The organism is Psychrobacter sp. AOP31-B2-9 (genome assembly GCF_052378005.1).
In the GTDB taxonomy this organism is placed as follows: domain Bacteria; phylum Pseudomonadota; class Gammaproteobacteria; order Pseudomonadales; family Moraxellaceae; genus Psychrobacter.
The window spans coordinates 1-18,780 of sequence record NZ_JBQSXG010000060.1; the positions used below are offsets into that span (position 1 = coordinate 1).

At 43.5% G+C, this 18,780-nt stretch carries 12 protein-coding genes; all 12 read right to left on the reverse strand.

Annotation, left to right across the window (positions count from 1 at the left end; translation table 11 throughout):
* Positions 1–22 precede the first annotated feature (22 nt).
* The gene (locus tag ACT3SX_RS08450) at positions 23–1,087 is read right to left on the reverse strand and encodes a hypothetical protein (RefSeq protein ID WP_192519779.1); all 1,065 of its coding nucleotides are present in this window, start codon (positions 1,085–1,087) and stop codon (positions 23–25) included.
* A 10-nt stretch (positions 1,088–1,097) separates the two neighbouring features.
* Positions 1,098–4,598 carry a toxin VasX gene (locus tag ACT3SX_RS08455; protein ID WP_442069954.1) on the reverse strand — a complete coding sequence of 1,167 codons (3,501 nt, stop codon included), beginning with the start codon at positions 4,596–4,598 and terminating at the stop codon, positions 1,098–1,100.
* The gene (locus tag ACT3SX_RS08460; RefSeq protein ID WP_442069952.1) at positions 4,595–5,467 is read right to left on the reverse strand and encodes a hypothetical protein; all 873 of its coding nucleotides are present in this window, start codon (positions 5,465–5,467) and stop codon (positions 4,595–4,597) included. The genes ACT3SX_RS08455 and ACT3SX_RS08460 overlap by 4 nt, the downstream gene beginning before the upstream one ends.
* A 2-nt stretch (positions 5,468–5,469) precedes the next feature.
* Positions 5,470–8,235 carry a contractile injection system protein, VgrG/Pvc8 family gene (locus tag ACT3SX_RS08465; protein WP_442069951.1) on the reverse strand — a complete coding sequence of 922 codons (2,766 nt, stop codon included), beginning with the start codon at positions 8,233–8,235 and terminating at the stop codon, positions 5,470–5,472.
* Between the two features lie 91 nt (positions 8,236–8,326).
* Positions 8,327–9,478 carry a type VI secretion system protein TssA gene (gene tssA, locus ACT3SX_RS08470; protein ID WP_442074839.1) on the reverse strand — a complete coding sequence of 384 codons (1,152 nt, stop codon included), beginning with the start codon at positions 9,476–9,478 and terminating at the stop codon, positions 8,327–8,329.
* Entirely contained in the window at positions 9,478–12,441 is a 2,964-nt protein-coding gene (gene tssH / locus ACT3SX_RS08475) for a type VI secretion system ATPase TssH (RefSeq protein ID WP_442069924.1), read from the reverse strand. Before tssH ends, tssA begins: the two co-directional genes overlap by 1 nt.
* Positions 12,442–12,550: 109 nt before the next feature.
* The gene (tssG, locus tag ACT3SX_RS08480; RefSeq protein ID WP_442069926.1) at positions 12,551–13,591 is read right to left on the reverse strand and encodes a type VI secretion system baseplate subunit TssG; all 1,041 of its coding nucleotides are present in this window, start codon (positions 13,589–13,591) and stop codon (positions 12,551–12,553) included.
* Entirely contained in the window at positions 13,555–15,378 is a 1,824-nt protein-coding gene (gene tssF, locus ACT3SX_RS08485) for a type VI secretion system baseplate subunit TssF (protein ID WP_442069928.1), read from the reverse strand. Before tssF ends, tssG begins: the two co-directional genes overlap by 37 nt.
* Before the next feature lie 54 nt (positions 15,379–15,432).
* A complete protein-coding gene (gene tssE, locus ACT3SX_RS08490) occupies positions 15,433–15,924 on the reverse strand; it encodes a type VI secretion system baseplate subunit TssE (RefSeq protein ID WP_192992125.1) in 492 nt (163 codons plus the stop codon).
* Between the two features lie 101 nt (positions 15,925–16,025).
* Positions 16,026–16,529, reverse strand: a complete 504-nt coding sequence (locus tag ACT3SX_RS08495) for an Hcp family type VI secretion system effector (RefSeq protein ID WP_192992126.1) — start codon at positions 16,527–16,529, stop codon at positions 16,026–16,028.
* A 53-nt stretch (positions 16,530–16,582) separates the two neighbouring features.
* Positions 16,583–18,073 (reverse strand): type VI secretion system contractile sheath large subunit, encoded by a 1,491-nt coding sequence (gene tssC / locus ACT3SX_RS08500; protein ID WP_192992127.1) that lies wholly within the window; start codon positions 18,071–18,073, stop codon positions 16,583–16,585.
* Between the two features lie 3 nt (positions 18,074–18,076).
* Positions 18,077–18,589, reverse strand: a complete 513-nt coding sequence (tssB, locus tag ACT3SX_RS08505) for a type VI secretion system contractile sheath small subunit (RefSeq protein WP_192992128.1) — start codon at positions 18,587–18,589, stop codon at positions 18,077–18,079.
* Positions 18,590–18,780: the final 191 nt, after the last annotated feature.

Genomic DNA, 18,780 nt, shown 5'->3' on the forward strand with positions numbered 1-18,780 from the left:
ACCGGGGCGGTTCAATAACTAGCTAACTATTATATGCCACTACCGCCCAAGCAAATAAACCAGCATTAATAAGTATGATACACACCCATCTGACATTAACTTCCCAATTTCTACCTTCAAAGGCTAATTTGGCTTCATCAGTTATAGGCTGTATCGGATAGGGATTGTCTTGTCCATCCCAAGTTAAAAGCTTTTGCACGTCAGGATGTAAGATAGCTCGTTTGGTACATTGATAATGATTGGCCTGAAACAGATTACCTAAAGCGATTATTGAGCCTATTATAAAGACCATGATCTGACCGCCACCAGAATGATTGCTAGGCAGTATGCCACTTTTGCGATAGACGATATCAGCACAGGCAAATAGTGATTTGCTTGTGTCAGCTGGATAAGCCTCACAGAACTTAGCGTCTATTGGTAACTCATCCGCAGGGCTTTCCATATAGGTGCGAATAAATGCCCATTGTACGCGTGGGTTGACTCTATAATCTTCTAGCTTGAGATGATGGGTGATATCGCCAGTCTCAGGATCGGCGACATATAGATTGAGCGGTGTGTAGGCTCGATTGTATGGGTCTTGATGCAAGTCTGGATGTACGTCTTTATAGTCAACTATTTTCAGCTCATAAGGCTGTCTAAACTTCCAGAGTGGACGGTAGTAGTAAGCTATTTTTTGTTCTTTTTTTAAAAAGTAGTATTGGGTGCGAAACGGTTTTTTTGCAATGATCTGATAAAATATTAGGATTAGGGGTGTGCAAAATACTATAAACATAAGTATGCCTAATAATACAAACCATATTGTGAAACCAGATAAAACAAAATCAATATTTATGATAAACAATAAAATGAAAACAACAGAGAACATATAAGAAAAAAAATAGACCCAGCCTATAGCAAAATAAAAATACCAAAAGTACGCTGGTAAGAAGGTCAGATAATCGGGATTAACATCATGAGTTTCTTTGTTAAGATGTTCAATATCTTCAGTATTTTTTAATAAGCTTTTGTCTATACTGGCGGTATAAGGGCGGTCAATAGGATTATGAAGCTCACTGATATGCTGGGCAAAGTCGTTGCGTAATTGCATGTTGTTATCCTTATTGACTTGTGACGCTTGTACGTAGTTGATAATATGGATTCATACTTGGGTTGAGCGCATACTTCACTACGGCTCTGAGTTTATCAATTTCACGACCAGCATTAGCTTGTGCTATCTCTTTAGCTTCTTGCATTTGGCGTTGCTTATTGGGATTTAGCGTCCCGTCTCTATGTGAACCTAGATATTGCGCCTGAAAGTGACTGGTCTTAGGAATATCTAATACGACCTCTACTCCTTTTGATGTTTCAATAGCTTTGTTTTGTCGTTTAAGCGCTTTTATATTAAATGATTTTCTATCTAATCCTAGCTCTTGACTGCCGATACCGATAAACTCAACGACAATCTCACTATCATCATTCCATTGACTTAAAGTGACTTCTATTTGTCCCGATAATGTTCGTCTAAAGTCAGCAGTGCTTGTTGCAAACTTCGGATTAACTTGTATTTCAGTTAAAGCTAGGGAGTAAGCGTGCATGTCTTGCTCAAGGCTACCCATTGCCTGTATTTTAAAAGGATTATTGGGATATTCGCTATTTAGCATAGCCTTATTACCAAACACACCAGCATCAAGCCAATAGTGAATCGGTAAGATGTGACTTTTATCATAAGTAAAAGCTATCCATTGAGCGATTAAGCTTACAGCCCATGCCACAGCCACAATGCCAATCACCCATGGCATGACAAAACCAAATCCAATAGCTAGACTGGCAATACCTGCTGCGCCCGCTGAAATCATTGCAACTCCAGTTCCTATAGTACTAGCTTTGCTTTTACTCTCTAACTGTCTCACTAATGAAATAGACAAACTATAAACCTCAAACCCAGCACCCACAGCACCAAGTACACCGACACCGAGGCTAATCCTTGCTATTGCAGCAGTACTGGCACCCCGTATCTGCATACCAGCGGCAGCGACATCAAGTGCCGCCCCCGTCAACGCAAGGGAAGTACTGGCATAGTTGGTCATAAACTCAAGCGCCATAAGGTCGCCACGATCTGCCATGTCACTAAAGCGACTTTTTCCTATCCACACACTACGCAACTGAAATAAGCCAATCCCTGCAGATATCAATGCGGCCTTACCTGCACTGTTACGCTCTAACTGTCGCTGTGCCCCGCTATTGCTATCGACAAGTTTATTGAAATCGGTTTGTCCATCAGCAATTGATTGATTGACTGACGCTGAAGAGTCAGCAGTTGCCTTATCTGTATACATCGTCACCACCATGTGGGCATTTTTATCACCACCCGCCGCTTTGTTGTAAATATCTAATGCTTGTTTATTGACGCCTAGGGAGTGCATGAAATCTACCGCAAAAGGCACACCACTACCTGAAACCTGCTTGACCGCTCCAGTATCTATACTTGAAGGCATAGTTACCATATGTGACATTGCTTTGTTGATTCGATTATTTACAAACTTCCCTAACCATTTGGTCGCCTTTTCGGGACTATATTTTAATACTTTTTGTGCCAGTCGAAACCCTGTAGATTGATTGACTGACGCCTGTGTCCATAAGTCCATCCTGTACAACCAGCGGTTATTTTCCTTAATGTAGCTCATATTATTACTCATCGTCTGTACGATTCGAGCTTTATGACTTGCCAACTCATTAAGGTGCTGGATTTTTTCTGCGGTCTTGGCTTCTATAGCTTTTTGTTTGGCTTCATGTTTAAATGTATTGATCCAGTTTATTGCTGTACCAATGAAGTCACTCGCTCGCGCGAAGTTTTCATATGCTGGCGCAGCTTGCATTTTTTGATTATCGTCAAGGTTTAAACCTATTAAGGCTTTGGATAACCAGTTGTCTTCAGGTGGTTTTTCTCCTGAAAGACAAGGTAATAACGACTGTTCAAACTCTTGTTTGGCAGTCATACCTCTTGCCTGATCTGGCTTGTAATCTGACCATATCGCATCTGGTATGCCAATATTACTCTCATCAATACCAATACCTTGAGTCGCTTCAGCGATAATTTGAGCATAGCCCAAATGGCTTTCTTCATCATTTTCTGGAAAGTCTTCACGCATGACAAAAGCAAATTCAGAGCGTTTAATTGCGTCTACGAATATTTGGCGTGCTGCTGAGATTGTAGCCTTATTTTTGCGGCTGTTTTTCGCAGATGCTAAGACATATTTGAATTTTGATTCATCAATGTAACTATAGACATTCCTACCAACTGCTGATTCTTTCTTATGATTACGACTAAGTCCCGCTCTTGAGTAACCCTGTTGTTCATGAACTGACGATTGATTAGCCGCTTCTACACTACTTTTAATGTTATCAATAATAATGGCATTGACTTGCTCTCGAATTTGACCTTTATTTTTTTGAGCATCATCTAATTTCTTAAGTAGGTAATTCCGTTTCTCCGCTGCTGCCAACACATCTCCTACAGGGTCGTGTAGAGCAACCATCATAGGTTTAGTATCTTTTAGGATTTTCAATTGGTGCTTGTCAGACTTTTCGTCTAGTTTATCACTCTCACTATCCCCGTAGCCCTCATTTATATTATATTCAATATCGCTTATCCTATCATTAATACCCCTTTCCATATTTTTGTATAGCTGAAAAGCCGAACTTATAGCACCATTAGCATCCTCTTTTAGGATAATCTCCTCAACTTCTTCATCTTCACCAACAACTTCTTTTGCATATTTTTCATGTATTGCAAGTTTATCACCGATGTCACCGCCCTGCTCTAGCTGCTTTCGTTGATGAAAGCTATTTATATAATCTATTTCCGGGAGGTATTCAGACATATATTTAGTATTTTTATTATCAATCAAGTCATCAGCGACGAACTTTTGCATACGCTTATCGCGTAATGCTTCATCATAAAAATATTTTTTTAATGCTGCTTTACTTAGCTGGGCATGACTGACCATGAGCCATACTACCTGACCTGTTTCTAAGGTAATATATTTACTATCTAACGTACTATGACTATCTCGATCGCAGGTAGCTGGCTGTACCATTTCGTCAAATGTGTCATCGTCAGGCTCATCTATATTTGTCACCTCTATCTTATTAGTATCTTTTTCTTCAAAACTATCTTTGTTATACGTTGTAACTCTTTTTAATGCACCATCTTTACCTGTAAATATTTCTTCAAAAAACTTTTCTTCATCTCCATCACCATCAATATAATCATAAAAACAATAAAGGTAGGTGTATGTAGGTAGGCTCGCGATAGCATCATGTTTGGCTGATTTTGAAGACAACCCATCCCCAAAATAACGCTTATCCTTGCGACTTACTCTATAATCATCTCGACTAAATACCACAGGTAAAATCGGTATACCTGTATATCCACATCCATAACCACAGTTGTTGGCAAATACTGTGATTGCGTCTAATTCAACAGACGGCTGAGAGCCATCAACCGTACCTTCTGATGTTTGCTCTACCAGCATTGGTTCTTGGTGCTCTGATACATCTGCTTCCTTGTCATCCATTCCGACAGTACTTTTTATAAAATCCCACAAACCATCACTCATGCCTGTACTCCTTTATTTTTAATTCGCTCTAAGCTTTCGACAATATTCTTAATGGCTTGCTGCTGCGACATTTTACGCTGAGCAATCAGTAGCGCTTGACTGATGATAATGTCATAAACTCGAGCAGTGATTACCACTTGACCCTTTAATTGCCGTAGTATCATATTTATCCACTCTGTTTGCTCAAGCAGTGCCCACTGCTGCTGACTGAAGCGAAAAGGTAACGGCTTAAGTTGCTCTAGTGTCACTTTCGTATTAGACGGATAGACCTCATTGGGTGTCGGCAACGTTATCTCTATAAAGGTGTTATTCCAATCTACATAGTGAATACGAGGTAATCGCAATTGGTATACTTGCAATTTTTGTTGATCAGTCCACAGGTGTGTTAATAGCGCTAATACTCTAGGGTCCCAATAGCGCAAATAACGACGCTTGTTTGTCCCCATTCCATACGCCTGTCCTATCAGATAGATACTATGCTTGAGCGTTTCGGTGATAGGTTGATCAAACAACCATAGACAGACGCTACGTGGGTGCGGATGACCAGATATATCATAAGTGTTTTCATATAGTGCCAATGCCAATAGCTGCTCAAGTAGCCGTTGACCTTTACTACTATCGAGTGATATCTCAATAAGTGCCAAATCATCGTCAAAGCTATGATGAATGCGTTTGATGCGCTCAAATGGCAAATCTATGCCGCAGTCTAATAGATCAAAGACTGCTGTGCCGTAAGTATTTAGATCAATAAGGACTGTCAGCGTTTGATATTGATTGTCATAGACTGTTAGATATAAAGCCTTAAGTTGCTTTTGATACTCGTCAGTCGCCTGAATATCATCGAGAAACTCTACTTTTGGTATTAGCATGCCTAAACCGCTCCACCTTTATTGCCAGCACTACCAGTCTTGGCAGCACAGTCAGCAAGTTCGTCTTGAGGCATGGTAATCGTTGGACTGCTTCCACCCCCACTGCCTCGATCCACCTTACTCGCCTTATAGCCCACTTGAGCAGGCGTGATAAACGTCACGTTACCACCTGTTATCTCAATACCACTACCCGCTGATTTTAGGGTCAGCGTATCAGGCGCGATGATCTCGATACTATCTCGGCTATGCAAGCGTAGTACTTGCTCACTGTCTAGACGCATCTGATCTTGATGCGCTTGTATCGTTACATCACCATGAGCCGCGGTATGGGTCTGAGCTTTGTTTGAGTAGTAATGGATATCGCCTGCCACCAACTGATTCATCTGCGTTTGACTGTGATGATGGGTGCTGCCTGTTGCGTGGCTGTGCGTGCTCTTTGTACTGGTATGTTGGCTATGCTGTCCTGTGAGCATGGCAAGGTGACGTTGAGAGTCGATGAGCAGATTGGGCTGTTGCCACTGCCCGGCATTATCTAGTGCGCTGTCATTGGTATCTTGGCTAAATTGACCAAATGCGGTTTGTTGTTCTCCTTCCTTGTTATTGTTTAGGCTACTGCTTTGACTGCTGCCATCTATGCCGACAGGTTGATGGGTTTCTGCTAGGCTTTGATAGGCTATTTGATGTTGGTCAGCGGTTTGTAGTTTGCTATGGCTGTCATGGCTCATGTGAGGGTTTGATGAGGGGTCTGACTGGCTACTACTGATATGAATGCCTGTGCTACCTTGGATATTGGCAGCGGCTTCAGTCTCTAAGCTGATACCTTGTCCACGTGCTTGACCACGGGTATGGTCGGTATGCTGATACAGATGACCAATGGTTAGGCTGGACTGGTAGCTGCTGCTATAGGCGTTGATCTGAGGACTCTCAGGATGGGCGTCAAACATGAGCTGGTTGTAGCCATTAGTGACGCTGTCTTTGGTCGCATCCCCGCTGCGGCTGCTATCAATGCTTTGGGTTTTGATTCCGTCTATGGGGTATGCATGGCTTTGGTTAATGAACCAAGCTGGACTGGTGGCGTCGATGCTGTCTGAGTCACTAACGATGCTGTTGTGCTGAGCATCGATATTGCCTTGTCCGTTATGGGTGCTGCCGATGATGATGGGATGGGTTAAGTCACCACCGATGAAGTCGATGAGGACATGCTGTCCATGACGCAGAGGATGGGTCTGTCCCATGTGGTCGGCGACGAGGTGACTGGCGATGGGTATCCAGTGGGCATCATCCTGACTATTGTCGCTATTATTATCACTGCCATTACTGTCATCGGATTGCCAGTGGTATCTGATATGAGCACGGTGGTTACGGTCATGGGTGATAGCACTGCTGTCTGTGTCTATGATACTGGCACTCATGAGTCCTGTCAGACTCGGATGCGGTTGCCCAAGTTCGCTTAACTGTGCGCCATAGGGAATATGGTGATGATGCGGAAACGGTAGGTAGCAGGCATTGATGTGATGAACGTTGTTGTTATTATTGTCATTGTCGTCATCATTTTCATGACTGGCATGGTTGGTATTGGGCTGCAAGGTAATAGGATCAAAGGCAACTGCGCCAAGCCAGTCTGCGGGTATATGATTGTTAATCTGCTGATGTATGGAGACAAGACTGATCGGATCGGTCAGATAAGGGTTGCCATCGATATAGTGGCTACTGGGCAAATTCAGATGACGGATGTTGCCTGTTAAGTTACCAAGATTGGCAAGCTGCTTTGCGTGCTGCTGATAGCGGGTGGCAAGCGCAGTGAGTCCATCGTCATTTAGGTGGCTATGACTGTGTAAGAAACGACTGTGAACATTGGGGCTGTCCGAGTCAATAGGTTGCTCACTGGTGCTATTACCGGTATAGGTACTCATCAAGCGGTTGTCGTAACGATATAGGTCGCTCTGCTGAGTGTGCTGGGCAACTTGCGGACGAATGGCGGTGATGCGGTCTTGTCTGTCAGCGAGGTTGGCTGGGTTTTGACTGAGGATGCTTTGGATGTCATTGGCATCAGGGCGCAGTATTTCACCATCATGGGGTAGTAATACTAGCGTGTGACTGTCCGCTTCGTGACGGTAATAACCAGTGATACCGTAAAGGGTGAGGTACTGCGTTAAGTAAGCGAGATCGGTTTGGTTGTATTGCACGCTGTGCTGAATATGGTAGACGCTGTCATCACTGAGACGTTCGTCAATCTCAATGTTCATATCGTATGGGCTAAGAATATCGGTGATCAGCTCACTTAGACTGAGATGATGATGGCGACGGTTATGGCTAGATAGGCGTAACTGATTCAACGCGGGTTCGCAGATGATACGATAAGCTGCCATACCGCTGTTACTACCCAGAGCGACGACTTCGGTGATGATACCGTGGCGGATTTGACTGGTTAATAGTGCGTCACCAGTATGCCAGTGAACGGATAGACTTTGACCTATCCATTCTTTGGTAGCCAGTCCTGCTTGCGGATGCAATAGCGTCATGCTAATACGATAGCCGCAATAGAGTGCCAGCTGACGCTGCTGATAGGACTGCACGCGTTGGTCGTGATGATAAGGACTTGGATAAGCGTTAGGCGCGGGCATAAGCGCGGGCTTACTCCAAACGCTATCAGGCAGTGGCAGGCCAAGCAAACTCTCTACCAAGTCCGCTTGCTGTACCAGACTAGTAGCAATATCAGGATGGGCACTACTGATTTGCAGATGCCGCTTCGTTTGAGTCCATACCATGACAAGCCCTTCTCTATCAGTCCAAAGATGTAAACATATATTCAAAATGACACACAGAGTGCCAGTTAAGCCGCAGCCAAATTAACTACATTTAGTTATAGCTATCGTCAGATGACTCTCGTTTTGGCTGAATACCAATCATGTCAGAGAGCATTGACAATTGATCTTCGTTCTTGATGATATGAGCCAACCATTGATCGAGTGGCATATCAGCCCAATCAATCGCCCGACCGAGTAAAAATGTCACGGGACTGTGCGGCTCATTGGTCGCAAAGTAATCTTGGATTTGACCCAATAGTTTAAGCGCTTGCCGGCGGTTTGCTTGATGATCTCGATTACTCGGATTAAAGCTGGTGGGTGCGCTGTTTTTTGTGCCAGTTGCTTGCCCCTCATTCAGCATCGTACTATCAGTAGCAAAGTCAGCATTTATATCATCTGCACTCTCTTGATCATTACTTTCTACTGCATCAGCTTGCTCCGGTATCAATGGGCGTAGATGCTGATTTAGAGACATGAGTAAATCAGTAACTGGCGCAAATACAGGCGCATCCATTCCCATGAGATTGTTTAGCTGATCAGTAAGCGCTTGCCATTTTTCTGTGATGCTATTGAGATGGGTCATGAGCGCTTGTTGCCATGCCTCACTACTGTTTTTGATAGCGTTGTTATAATCACTAAGTGTTAATTGGCTGGTCGATTCGCTATCAGGATTTTGCTGACGCTGCTTATCATGGTCTCGAGCGGTTAAATAATAATTATAATTATATTTCTCAGTCTTTGTTTCAGACAGTGATAGCTGTTTTAGATCATCAGTGAGCGCTTTTACGAACCATGAGAGCAGTCCCGCTCTGATATCCATACTGTCTTCTTCACCATCTAGCGGCGGATACATGGTGAGCCAATACTCGTCATTGAGTGCTTGTAGTAGACTAAGCCCTTGGCTGATACCCGCTAAATGATCAGTATGACTGAGCGCATCGACATACCAGAGCGCCAGCTTCATATCTTTACTGGTATGAATCAGTAAGTCTGCACATTGCTCCTTCACAAAGTCCCAATCAGCCACTTTTAGCTCAGTAACCCAGTTCCCTTGCGCTAATAACGGATCGTCCTCTTGACGAGCAGCGACGATGGCATCGATACGCATATCAAAGGTAAGGTCTTCGCCCACACCCTGATGACTGCCATCGATAGGAGCAATGAGCGCATCCATGTTAACCACTAAGGCATTATTAGTATTCATTATAGTGATTCTTCCTTAGTCGATTTTTTGCTGGGTGCTTTTTTACTAGGCGTTTTTTTACTAGCAGCCTGTTTGGCTGGTGCTTTTTTGACTGGTGTCGCTGTCGCTGTTTTCTTAGCACGCGGTTTTTTAGCAGCTGCTGGTTTTTTTTCATTCTGATCAGCCGTTTCCGCACCATGGCTTTCACTGCTTTGCGCCATCTGATTCAACGGCACAACCGCATCAGTATCCAGACGATAAGCAAAATTATCATCGGCATCAACGAATACTGTAATCTGCTTTAGCACACTTTGACTGTCATCATGCGCCAGCAACTGACCTGCCAGCTGCGGCAGCAAAGTATGACTAATGATAGCATCGGCGTTACGTGCACCAGAATCCACCTCATGACAACGCGATAAAATCAGCTCAATCACCTCATCGTCAATAACACAAGGAACTTCGTAATTTTCACGAATACGTCCAGTGATTTTGTCTAATTTCAAGCGGATAATTTCTGCCAGCGCGTCATCGCTCAACGGATAGTAAGGTATCACTGTCAGGCGACCCAAAAATGCAGGCTTAAATGATTTATATAAATGCGGATTAATGACCTGTTTTAGGCTGTCACTATCGGGCAAGCTAAAGTCAGTAACGGCTGGATCAGTATTGATACATGCCTGCATAATCTGTGATGAACCCACATTACTCGTCAATAAAATAAGCGTGTTTTTAAAATCAATTAACCGCCCTTCACTGTCTTCCATCACCCCTTTATCAAAGACTTGATAAAACAGATCCAATACGTCTGGATGGGCTTTTTCTACTTCGTCGAGCAAAAGCACACTATAAGGACGACGGCGAATCGCTTCGGTTAATACACCACCCTCACCATAGCCCACATAACCTGGAGGTGAGCCTTTTAAGGACGCCACACTATGAGCCTCTTGATACTCTGATAGGTTAATCGTAATAAGGTTACGCTCACCACCATATAGTACCTCTGATAGTGCCAGTGCGGTTTCTGTCTTGCCCACACCACTTGGCCCAACGAGCATAAATACCCCTTGCGGGCGATTGGGATCGTCTAGACGTGCTTTCGCCGTGTGAATACGCTTGACGATAGCAGCCACCGAATGGTCCTGGCCAATAACCCGCGATTGCAAGGTGTCAGCCAAACCTAAGATATGGTCTTTTTCATTGCCTGCCATATCATTCAGCGGTATTCCTGTCCAATCTGAGATAATCTGCTTAATAACCTGTCTGTCTAATACCGCATGAATCAGTCGCTGCTCCTCTTGTATCTGTTTTAGCGACTGTTCAATGTTTTGGTACTCAGACTGTTTGTCTAAGCGCTCTTTTGCGCTGAGCGCATCAGTACCATCTGTCTTGTCATTCAATTGCTTATTCAATGTATCAAGCTGATCATTAAGCTCACGCTGTTCATGCCAGCGACTGGTCATGTCTGCAATGCTTTGCTGATTGGTTTGACGCTGCTCATCAAGCACGGCAATTTTTTGGCTGACTTTTTCTTTTTCATCAACGCCGCCGATACGCTCAAGCTGCTGACTGAGGTTATTGATGTGCTGCTCTAACTGCAACCCTTTCGCTTGTAGTCTATCCAGCTGATTAGGCGTCGCTGTCTTTGACAAGCTCACTCGTGCGGCTGCCGTGTCTAATACGCTAACCGCTTTATCAGGCAATTGTCTATCGCTGATATAACGTGCTGATAGCTCAACGGCTGCTTGTAGTGCATCATCATCTATCAAAATCCCAAAATGCGCCTGCATCTTGGCACTCAAACCACGAATCATCGCCACTGCCGTATCGATATCAGGCTCATCGACTTTGACCACTTGAAAGCGGCGTGACAACGCTGCATCTTTTTCAAAGTATTTCTTATACTCTGACCAAGTAGTCGCTGCAATCGTTCTAAGCTCACCACGAGCCAGCGCAGGTTTTAATAAATTCGCCGCATCGTTTTGACCCGCTTGCCCGCCTGCTCCAATCAAGGTATGCGCTTCATCGATGAATAAGATAATCGGCTTGACCGATGCTTGCACTTCTTCGATGACTTGCTTGAGGCGGTTTTCAAACTCACCTTTGACACTCGCTCCTGCCTGTAGCAACCCCATATCGAGACTACGTATCGTCACGTCTTTGAGCTGATCAGGCACTTGACCGGCGACTATCTTTTGCGCCAATCCTTCTACTACTGCGGTTTTACCTACACCGGCCTCACCTGTCAAAATAGGGTTGTTCTGACGACGGCGAATCAAGATATCGACCAACTGGTGAATCTCAAACTCACGACCAATGACAGGGTCTATCTGCTCTGCACTGGCTTTAGCAGTCAAATCATAAGTGTATTTATCTAGCGCAGGTGTTGGATTAGTGGCTGCTTGTTCTGTATCTAAAGATTCTTGCTGGTCTGTATCATTGTTTGCATTACCCTCAACGTCTTTACTGGCACCTTTATTACTGCTTGACCCACTCCCCTCGGTACTGCCAAGACATTGACGCTCATAATCATCTTTTAGCGTAAAACGATCGATATACTGTAGCTGTTCTGGAAGGGTTTTGAGGACGGACTGATAACGCTCATACGATAGTAACACCAGTAATATATGCCCAGAGCGAATTTCTAACGAATTATTATCAGCTTGATTATGATTGCTGCTGGCAAGCTCCCATGCATCTTCTAACAGTGCCATTAGAGCTTCACTAAATACTGGCGTTGAGCCAGTTGCCTGACCAAACGTATTTAGCAGATCTGTGATATCAGCTAGCAATGCCTGCTGATTTATCTTATTGAATTTGAGTATTTGCGCCACATCATTATGCGGCGTCGCAATCAGTTCATGTAGCAGATGGACAGTATCGACTTCGCGATGTCCATTGTTGATACAAAGCCTAGCTGCCTGCTGCAAACACTGTCGGCAACTTGGACTCAAGCGGGTAATTACAGCTTTTAACTGGCTCATAAATCTTTTCCTTTAACATTGTCATTGCAATTGTCATTAGACTTAACATTATTTTTATGAAACTAAGAATAACTGGTAAATAATTTGTTTATTCGTTGGTATTCCTACTTTACTGGATAGGCAGTGCATAGCGAGTGTCATTATGATGCTGAGTCGCAGGATTCGATACCAAAAACCCACCTCGCCCCAAGCCGCCAAAACCACTTTCTGATAACGACAATGGCGTGATATATTTTTTATCTAACTCTAACTGCATTTCAACAGCAAGACAGACACCGCACCACTTACGGATAAAATCAACAATAACTCGATACATGTCGCCGGCAGGTAATAGTCTTAAATAACGCTTGGCATCCAATTGATGAAACACAATTCTGATCTTGCTATCGAACTGTACGGCGCGCGCACCGCAAAATGCAGACAGTCCAAGTGCGGCATGCTGTCCACCAAGTGCCGTCTGCTCACTAGGCGGTAGGTCAAACCACTCTGGTACAAACTGCTCGACACTAACCGTACTATCCAAGAAGTGTGATAATACATGTGACAACTGGTCGGCGGTCAAACGTCCGGGGGCTATCATGCCCGCATATGCGATCAAGCTATCGATGGCAGTTAGCTTTTTGGGCTGACGTGCTAATGCTCGTAAGCTCAGCAAATAATTGTCTTTTTTATGGTTTACCTCATACTGTAATGGCAAGTTATAAAACCAGCTCGCTTGCACATATAAATCGGTCAAACGATGGTTAAATAAGTCCAAAAAGGCTGGAGCCGCTTTGTCTTTTGCATGATTGACTCGCGACGCTAGGTGGTCGGTATACATCGCTGGCAATGCCGATAATGGACCGGTAAGCCCGATGACCGCTGGACAAACCTCGACCTGTCTGACACTGACCTTGCCGTCCTCTATTTGACCATCCGTTACTGCGCTGCCACCATATTCCATAGCATCTTGAGCAACAAGCACCATCGACTCGATTTCAGCTTGTGGATACGCCAATGATAACGAGGCACGGTAACGCACTTCGATAGGCGCATAGCCCATACTGACTTCATGCCGAACCAAACGGAGCGCTTGCAATAGCTCATAAGATTGCGGTGCAGCCATTAAGTCCGTTAAATAAGAGGACTGAGACCGCTGCGTGGCTGACATCTGTATATCTCCTCTTTGGTTACGGCATCACTAATGACCACTTCCACGAAGCTATTTAAGCTCGCATGATAGCCAAATACATGCGCCAATAAGTTGGCAAACTGACGAATACTGACGCCAGCAAAGTTTTTTTGATTGATGTTAATATTAACCAGCGTACCACGCACAAACCCAGGTTGCGGCAAACGCTGAATGCGTCTCGCTTCAATACTGGTCTCAACAGAAACAATACCTTCAACCAACAGTTGGTTTGAAGCAGATTGCGTAATATCATACAGCGATAAATACTCTTTCATCAGCTCAGCATCTTGAGCTGCCAATGATAAAAAGTTTAAGCTAATCAGCGATATCAAACGCCAACGCTCCTCCCCCGTGTATTCAAACCGTGCCGTTCTGGTTGGCTGTTTTAATAATGATAAGCTGCTAAAGCCTGACATCCCTTCGCTAAATAGATCACCACGGCTTTGACCGAATACCACTTGCGCGGGTAAATCTCTATTGGTACATAATAGAGAGGCACTCATGCTTACCGCACCTGATAAATCTTCGCGGTCTTTTTCGACAAACATAATCTGATATTCAAAGCCTTGTTTAAACTCAGCCATATCCTTATCACGTTTGATATGATAATAACGACCGTCATCTTGCTGCTCATAATGATTGAGCGCATAAAACGGATGATACTCACGCTGTATCAGACGATTTTCGCTTTGTTTGGATTCTATGACTTTTTTGACCTCATAGATTTCATGCTGAAAGAGCGCTCGAGTATCAGGCACTAAATCGTAATAGACAGAACGATGCGTTACCTGAATCGGCTTCGCAGCCGCTTTGAATAGATTGACGACAGGCGTACAAAACAACTTAATACTACTGGCACTTAATTGCTGCAAGTTTTTTAGGCGGATGGTGTTTTTTTTGTCAAACTTAAAATAACAGCGAATCTCAAAACCATTACTGTCAATCTTTAAGTTCGGAAACGCCTGGCCAATATTTAACCGTAAAAAGTTAAATTTTTCAGGAAAATAAAAGTACTCTTTTAATAACGCAGAAGCTGCATTACTCACTCGATGACTAGGCAAAATCTGCTGCTCAGGATCGAAGCCTATGATCTCAAATGGACTGCCCGTAGTTTTGTTAACCTGCCTACCATGCAGATGCGTTTGCTTCACATCACACCATAACAAGTCCCATAAGCTCGTACCTTGACTGGCATCTTCATCTATATATAAGTCAAGTGAGTGATCTAGCAGTGCCTGATAGTCAAAGCTTGGATTTAATGTTTTGAACTTAATACTGATACAACCATTCAGTAGACCATGCTGGTTGTCATACACTTCTTGACGCGTCTCAAAGCTGACGCTATCTATCTCTAATGGTAATAATGTCACGTCTTGAGTGGACTGAAATTGGCAAGGTGTGCCATTTATTTTTTGGGTCGCAAACGTGCTTTGCTTGGGTGCGACGACAACCTCACTCATCGCATTGCCCTGCACGCCTAGATTGAACTGCGCGATAGACACCGATGGAAAAGGCTTAAGATAGTCAGGGTAGACGACTTCTAATAGTGACTCCGTAAAGTCAGCATACGAATCATCCAGTTTTTTATTAATGCGGGCACTAATTAGCGAAAAAGCCTGTATCAATCGCTCAATATGTGGATCATCTACCGTGTCGTGTCCCATCAACAACCGATTGGCTATTTTTGGATATTTTTTGGCAAACTCTTTTGACTGTTTGTTAAACAGGCTAAGCTCATGCTCAAAATAAGGAAGTAGACTGTCCATGATGCCTCAGTATGATTGGCGCCGCTAACGGTGTTAGCTGAGCATAGATATGGGTTATTTGATTAAGTAACGTTGAGAGCTTGGCTCAAAAAATGCGTCAAAACTGACCAATTCTTGTGCTGGGTAAACTTTTAGCAACGCTTCGATAGAGAAACACAGCTGATTGACATCAACAGCACCAATATCTAGCGATACTCGAACGTTTCTGAGTCGAGTGTCTTGCTGTTCAACAGTTTCAGCTATCTGCCGGCAAATATAATCACAGTCAGTAGGATTGGCACTACTCAGCCCTACAAAATCTAAGATACCAAAATTCAATATCGATGAGCGTACATGTTGATATTCTTGCAACTTACTAGATACCACGCAGCGTGTATTTAATAAAGCCTCCAGATCTCGTGCAACAGAGGACTTTAACTCCTCAATGTTGAGACGACGAACCACCAGTTCGTGCGACAACTGACGAGGCTGATCATCAAATAACTGTTCAAACAAATTTGGGCGAAACCCAGTTTCTTTGTTGAAAGCGTTAGTGGCGTAATTCATTGATATAATCATTCCTATTTTAAACAACAAAAAAGAAAGGCCTAAATATAAACCTTTCTTTTTCGGTACGATACAATAGATAACACCTGATACAACCTAATTTAAGCTGTATAAGTGGCAGTGTTATTAGCGAGTGACCATTTCTTAGTCACAGCGCCTTTAGCAGAACCATCGATATCTTGCTGAGTGTATGTCCACTCAACAGCAGCATACTTAAGACCAACTTTTTCAATTGGCACGCCTTCTGAGCGTACTGTTGGCTCAACACTTGCGATAAGTGCATGCTTAAGCTTTACTTCAAGATATTTGACGCGCTTATCGCCATTGGCACGATAAAAGTCAATTTGAATCTCATCAAAAGTATAACCAGCAGAACAAGCTTCCCACAACTTAGGACTTGTAGAATCCAAGTCTTTCATAAACGTCATGTCAGAATGCTCACAACGCTCAGAAGTATGGCCACCAACACTACTTGCAGTCGCTGATTTAGGCTGACGAATCAAGTGATCCCAAGTATTTACTTCAAGCCAACCTTGATGCTCGCTATCACGAGACTCGCCATCAATTTTATATTTGCCACTGAACTTAATATAAATATCCTTCATATCACATACCTTGTTTTAAAAATTTTAATTACACATTGGTTTTTAATAAACGATTAACTGTTGCTAGACTGCGGTAGTTGGGTAACCAAACGCAAAGAAACAGACAGTTCATCAAGTTGAAAGTGTGGTCTCAAAAAGACCACTGACTTGTAGACACCAGGCTTACCTGGCACTTCTACAACTTGTACAGAAGCTTCGCGCAGTGGGTACTGTGCTTTAGCTTCTTGTGAGGCTCCATCATCTAGCAAGACATAACGAGAAATCCAATTATTCAAAAAGGTCTCAACATTACCTGGTGATAAAAAGCTACCGACTTTATCGCGCATCATGGCTTTTAAGTAATGCGCAATACGTGACACTGCCATAATATATTGAAGCTGTGTAGACAATGAAGCGTTGGCATTGGCATCATCATTTTGATAAGTCTTGGCTTTTTGTACTGACTGCGCGCCAAAAAATGCCGCATAATTGGTGTTTTTGCAATGAACCAACGGTATGAAGCCCAAGTCACTGAGTTCCTTTTCACGGCGATCCGTAATAGATATCTCAGTTGGGCATTTGAGCGCCAACTCCCCTTCATCTGTCTTAAAGGTATGAACTGGTAAGCCTTCAACCAAACCACCACCTTCTACACCGCGAATAGCGGCACACCAGCGGTAATCAGAAAAAGCATCAGTCAGTCTTGAAGCAAAGGCATAAGCAGCATTCACCCACAAATAATCGCTATGATCACTGCCTGAAACATCTTCAGTAAAGTTAAAGCCTTCAACCACTGTTCCCTCTTTAGGGTCATAAGGCAAACGACCTAAGAATCTAGGCGCAGTCAGCGCCACATAGCGGGAGTCATCTGATTGTCTAAATGCACGCCAACGTATATATTCAGCGGTTTCAAATATCTTTGATAAATCTCGAGGGCGACCAATATCAGTGAATGAATCAAGACCAAACATCTCAGAAGATGCGGCTGATATGAAAGGAGCATGTGCTGCTGCTGCAACATGGGACATTTGCTCAAGCAGGTACATATCTGAATTTTGGCGATTGAACTCAAAGTCACCAATGATGGCAGCATAGGGTTCGCCACCAAAGCTGCCAAACTCTTCTTCGTAGATTTTTTTGAATAAAGTGCTTTGATCAAAATCGATTGAAGACTGAAAGTCTTTGGTCAACTCGCGCTTAGTAGTATTCATCATACGAATTTTTAACATAGATTCTGATGGCGTTTGACTACACAAGTAGTGCAAACCTCTCCAACTAGACTCTAGTTTTTGAAACTCAGGCGCGTGCATGACGGTCGTCAATTGCTTAGATATCAGTGCATCAATTTCGGCGATACGAGAATCAATCGAAGCTGTCAAATTATCTGACAATGTCACTGTACCTTGCATAACCTCATTAGCGAGCTCTGCAATTTGTGACTTCGCACGATTCTTTTCGTCATCGGACTTGGCAACGTTACTTTTATTCACGATCTCTTCTAATAGGTCGTAGTTGTCGCTATTGACCGAATCCGTTGCTATATTCTGCTGGGCTTGAGCACTCATCGATTAATCCTCACCATCAGTTTGGTTTTGTTCTGCCATTTTTTTGACTTGCTCAGTGTTGTTGAGCACATCATCTAGCAAATCTTCTAGCTTCTCGTTTGCTGAGATTTTATTGCGCAAATCAGCTAAACGATCTCGTGCTTGCACCAACTGTTTTAATGGATCAATCTGTTCCGCAACGGCTTCTGGACGGAAGTCATCAATACTATTGAATGCCAAATCAACCGCAAACTCACCGCCTTTATCACTCAAGTCATTACTGACACGGAAGGCGGCACGCGGTGCTAGACCTGACATCACTTCATCGAAAGTATCCAAATCCACTTCGACAAACTTTTTATCTTTAAAACGAGGTTGCTCAAGTTTCGAGTCCCCTGAGAACTCTCCTAAGACGCCGACAACGAAAGGGATTTCCTTCGTTTCAATCGCATCTCCAACTTCGACATCATAGGTAAGGTGTACACGAGGAGCACGTACTTTTCCGAGTTTCTTTTGCACACTATCTTGCTTTGCCATAATTCATTACCTCAGCAATTAATTTCTTGGACGTACATTTTTAAATGGATCAGTTGATACAGGAGTATTATTAGAAGCTGGCTGGCTTACAGTTGGTTTTGGTGATGTTGACCTTGTTGGTTTTGATGGTGTTGGTGCTGGCTTTGACCTTTTTATTGGTTTTGGTGGTGTTGGATTTGACCTTCTTATTG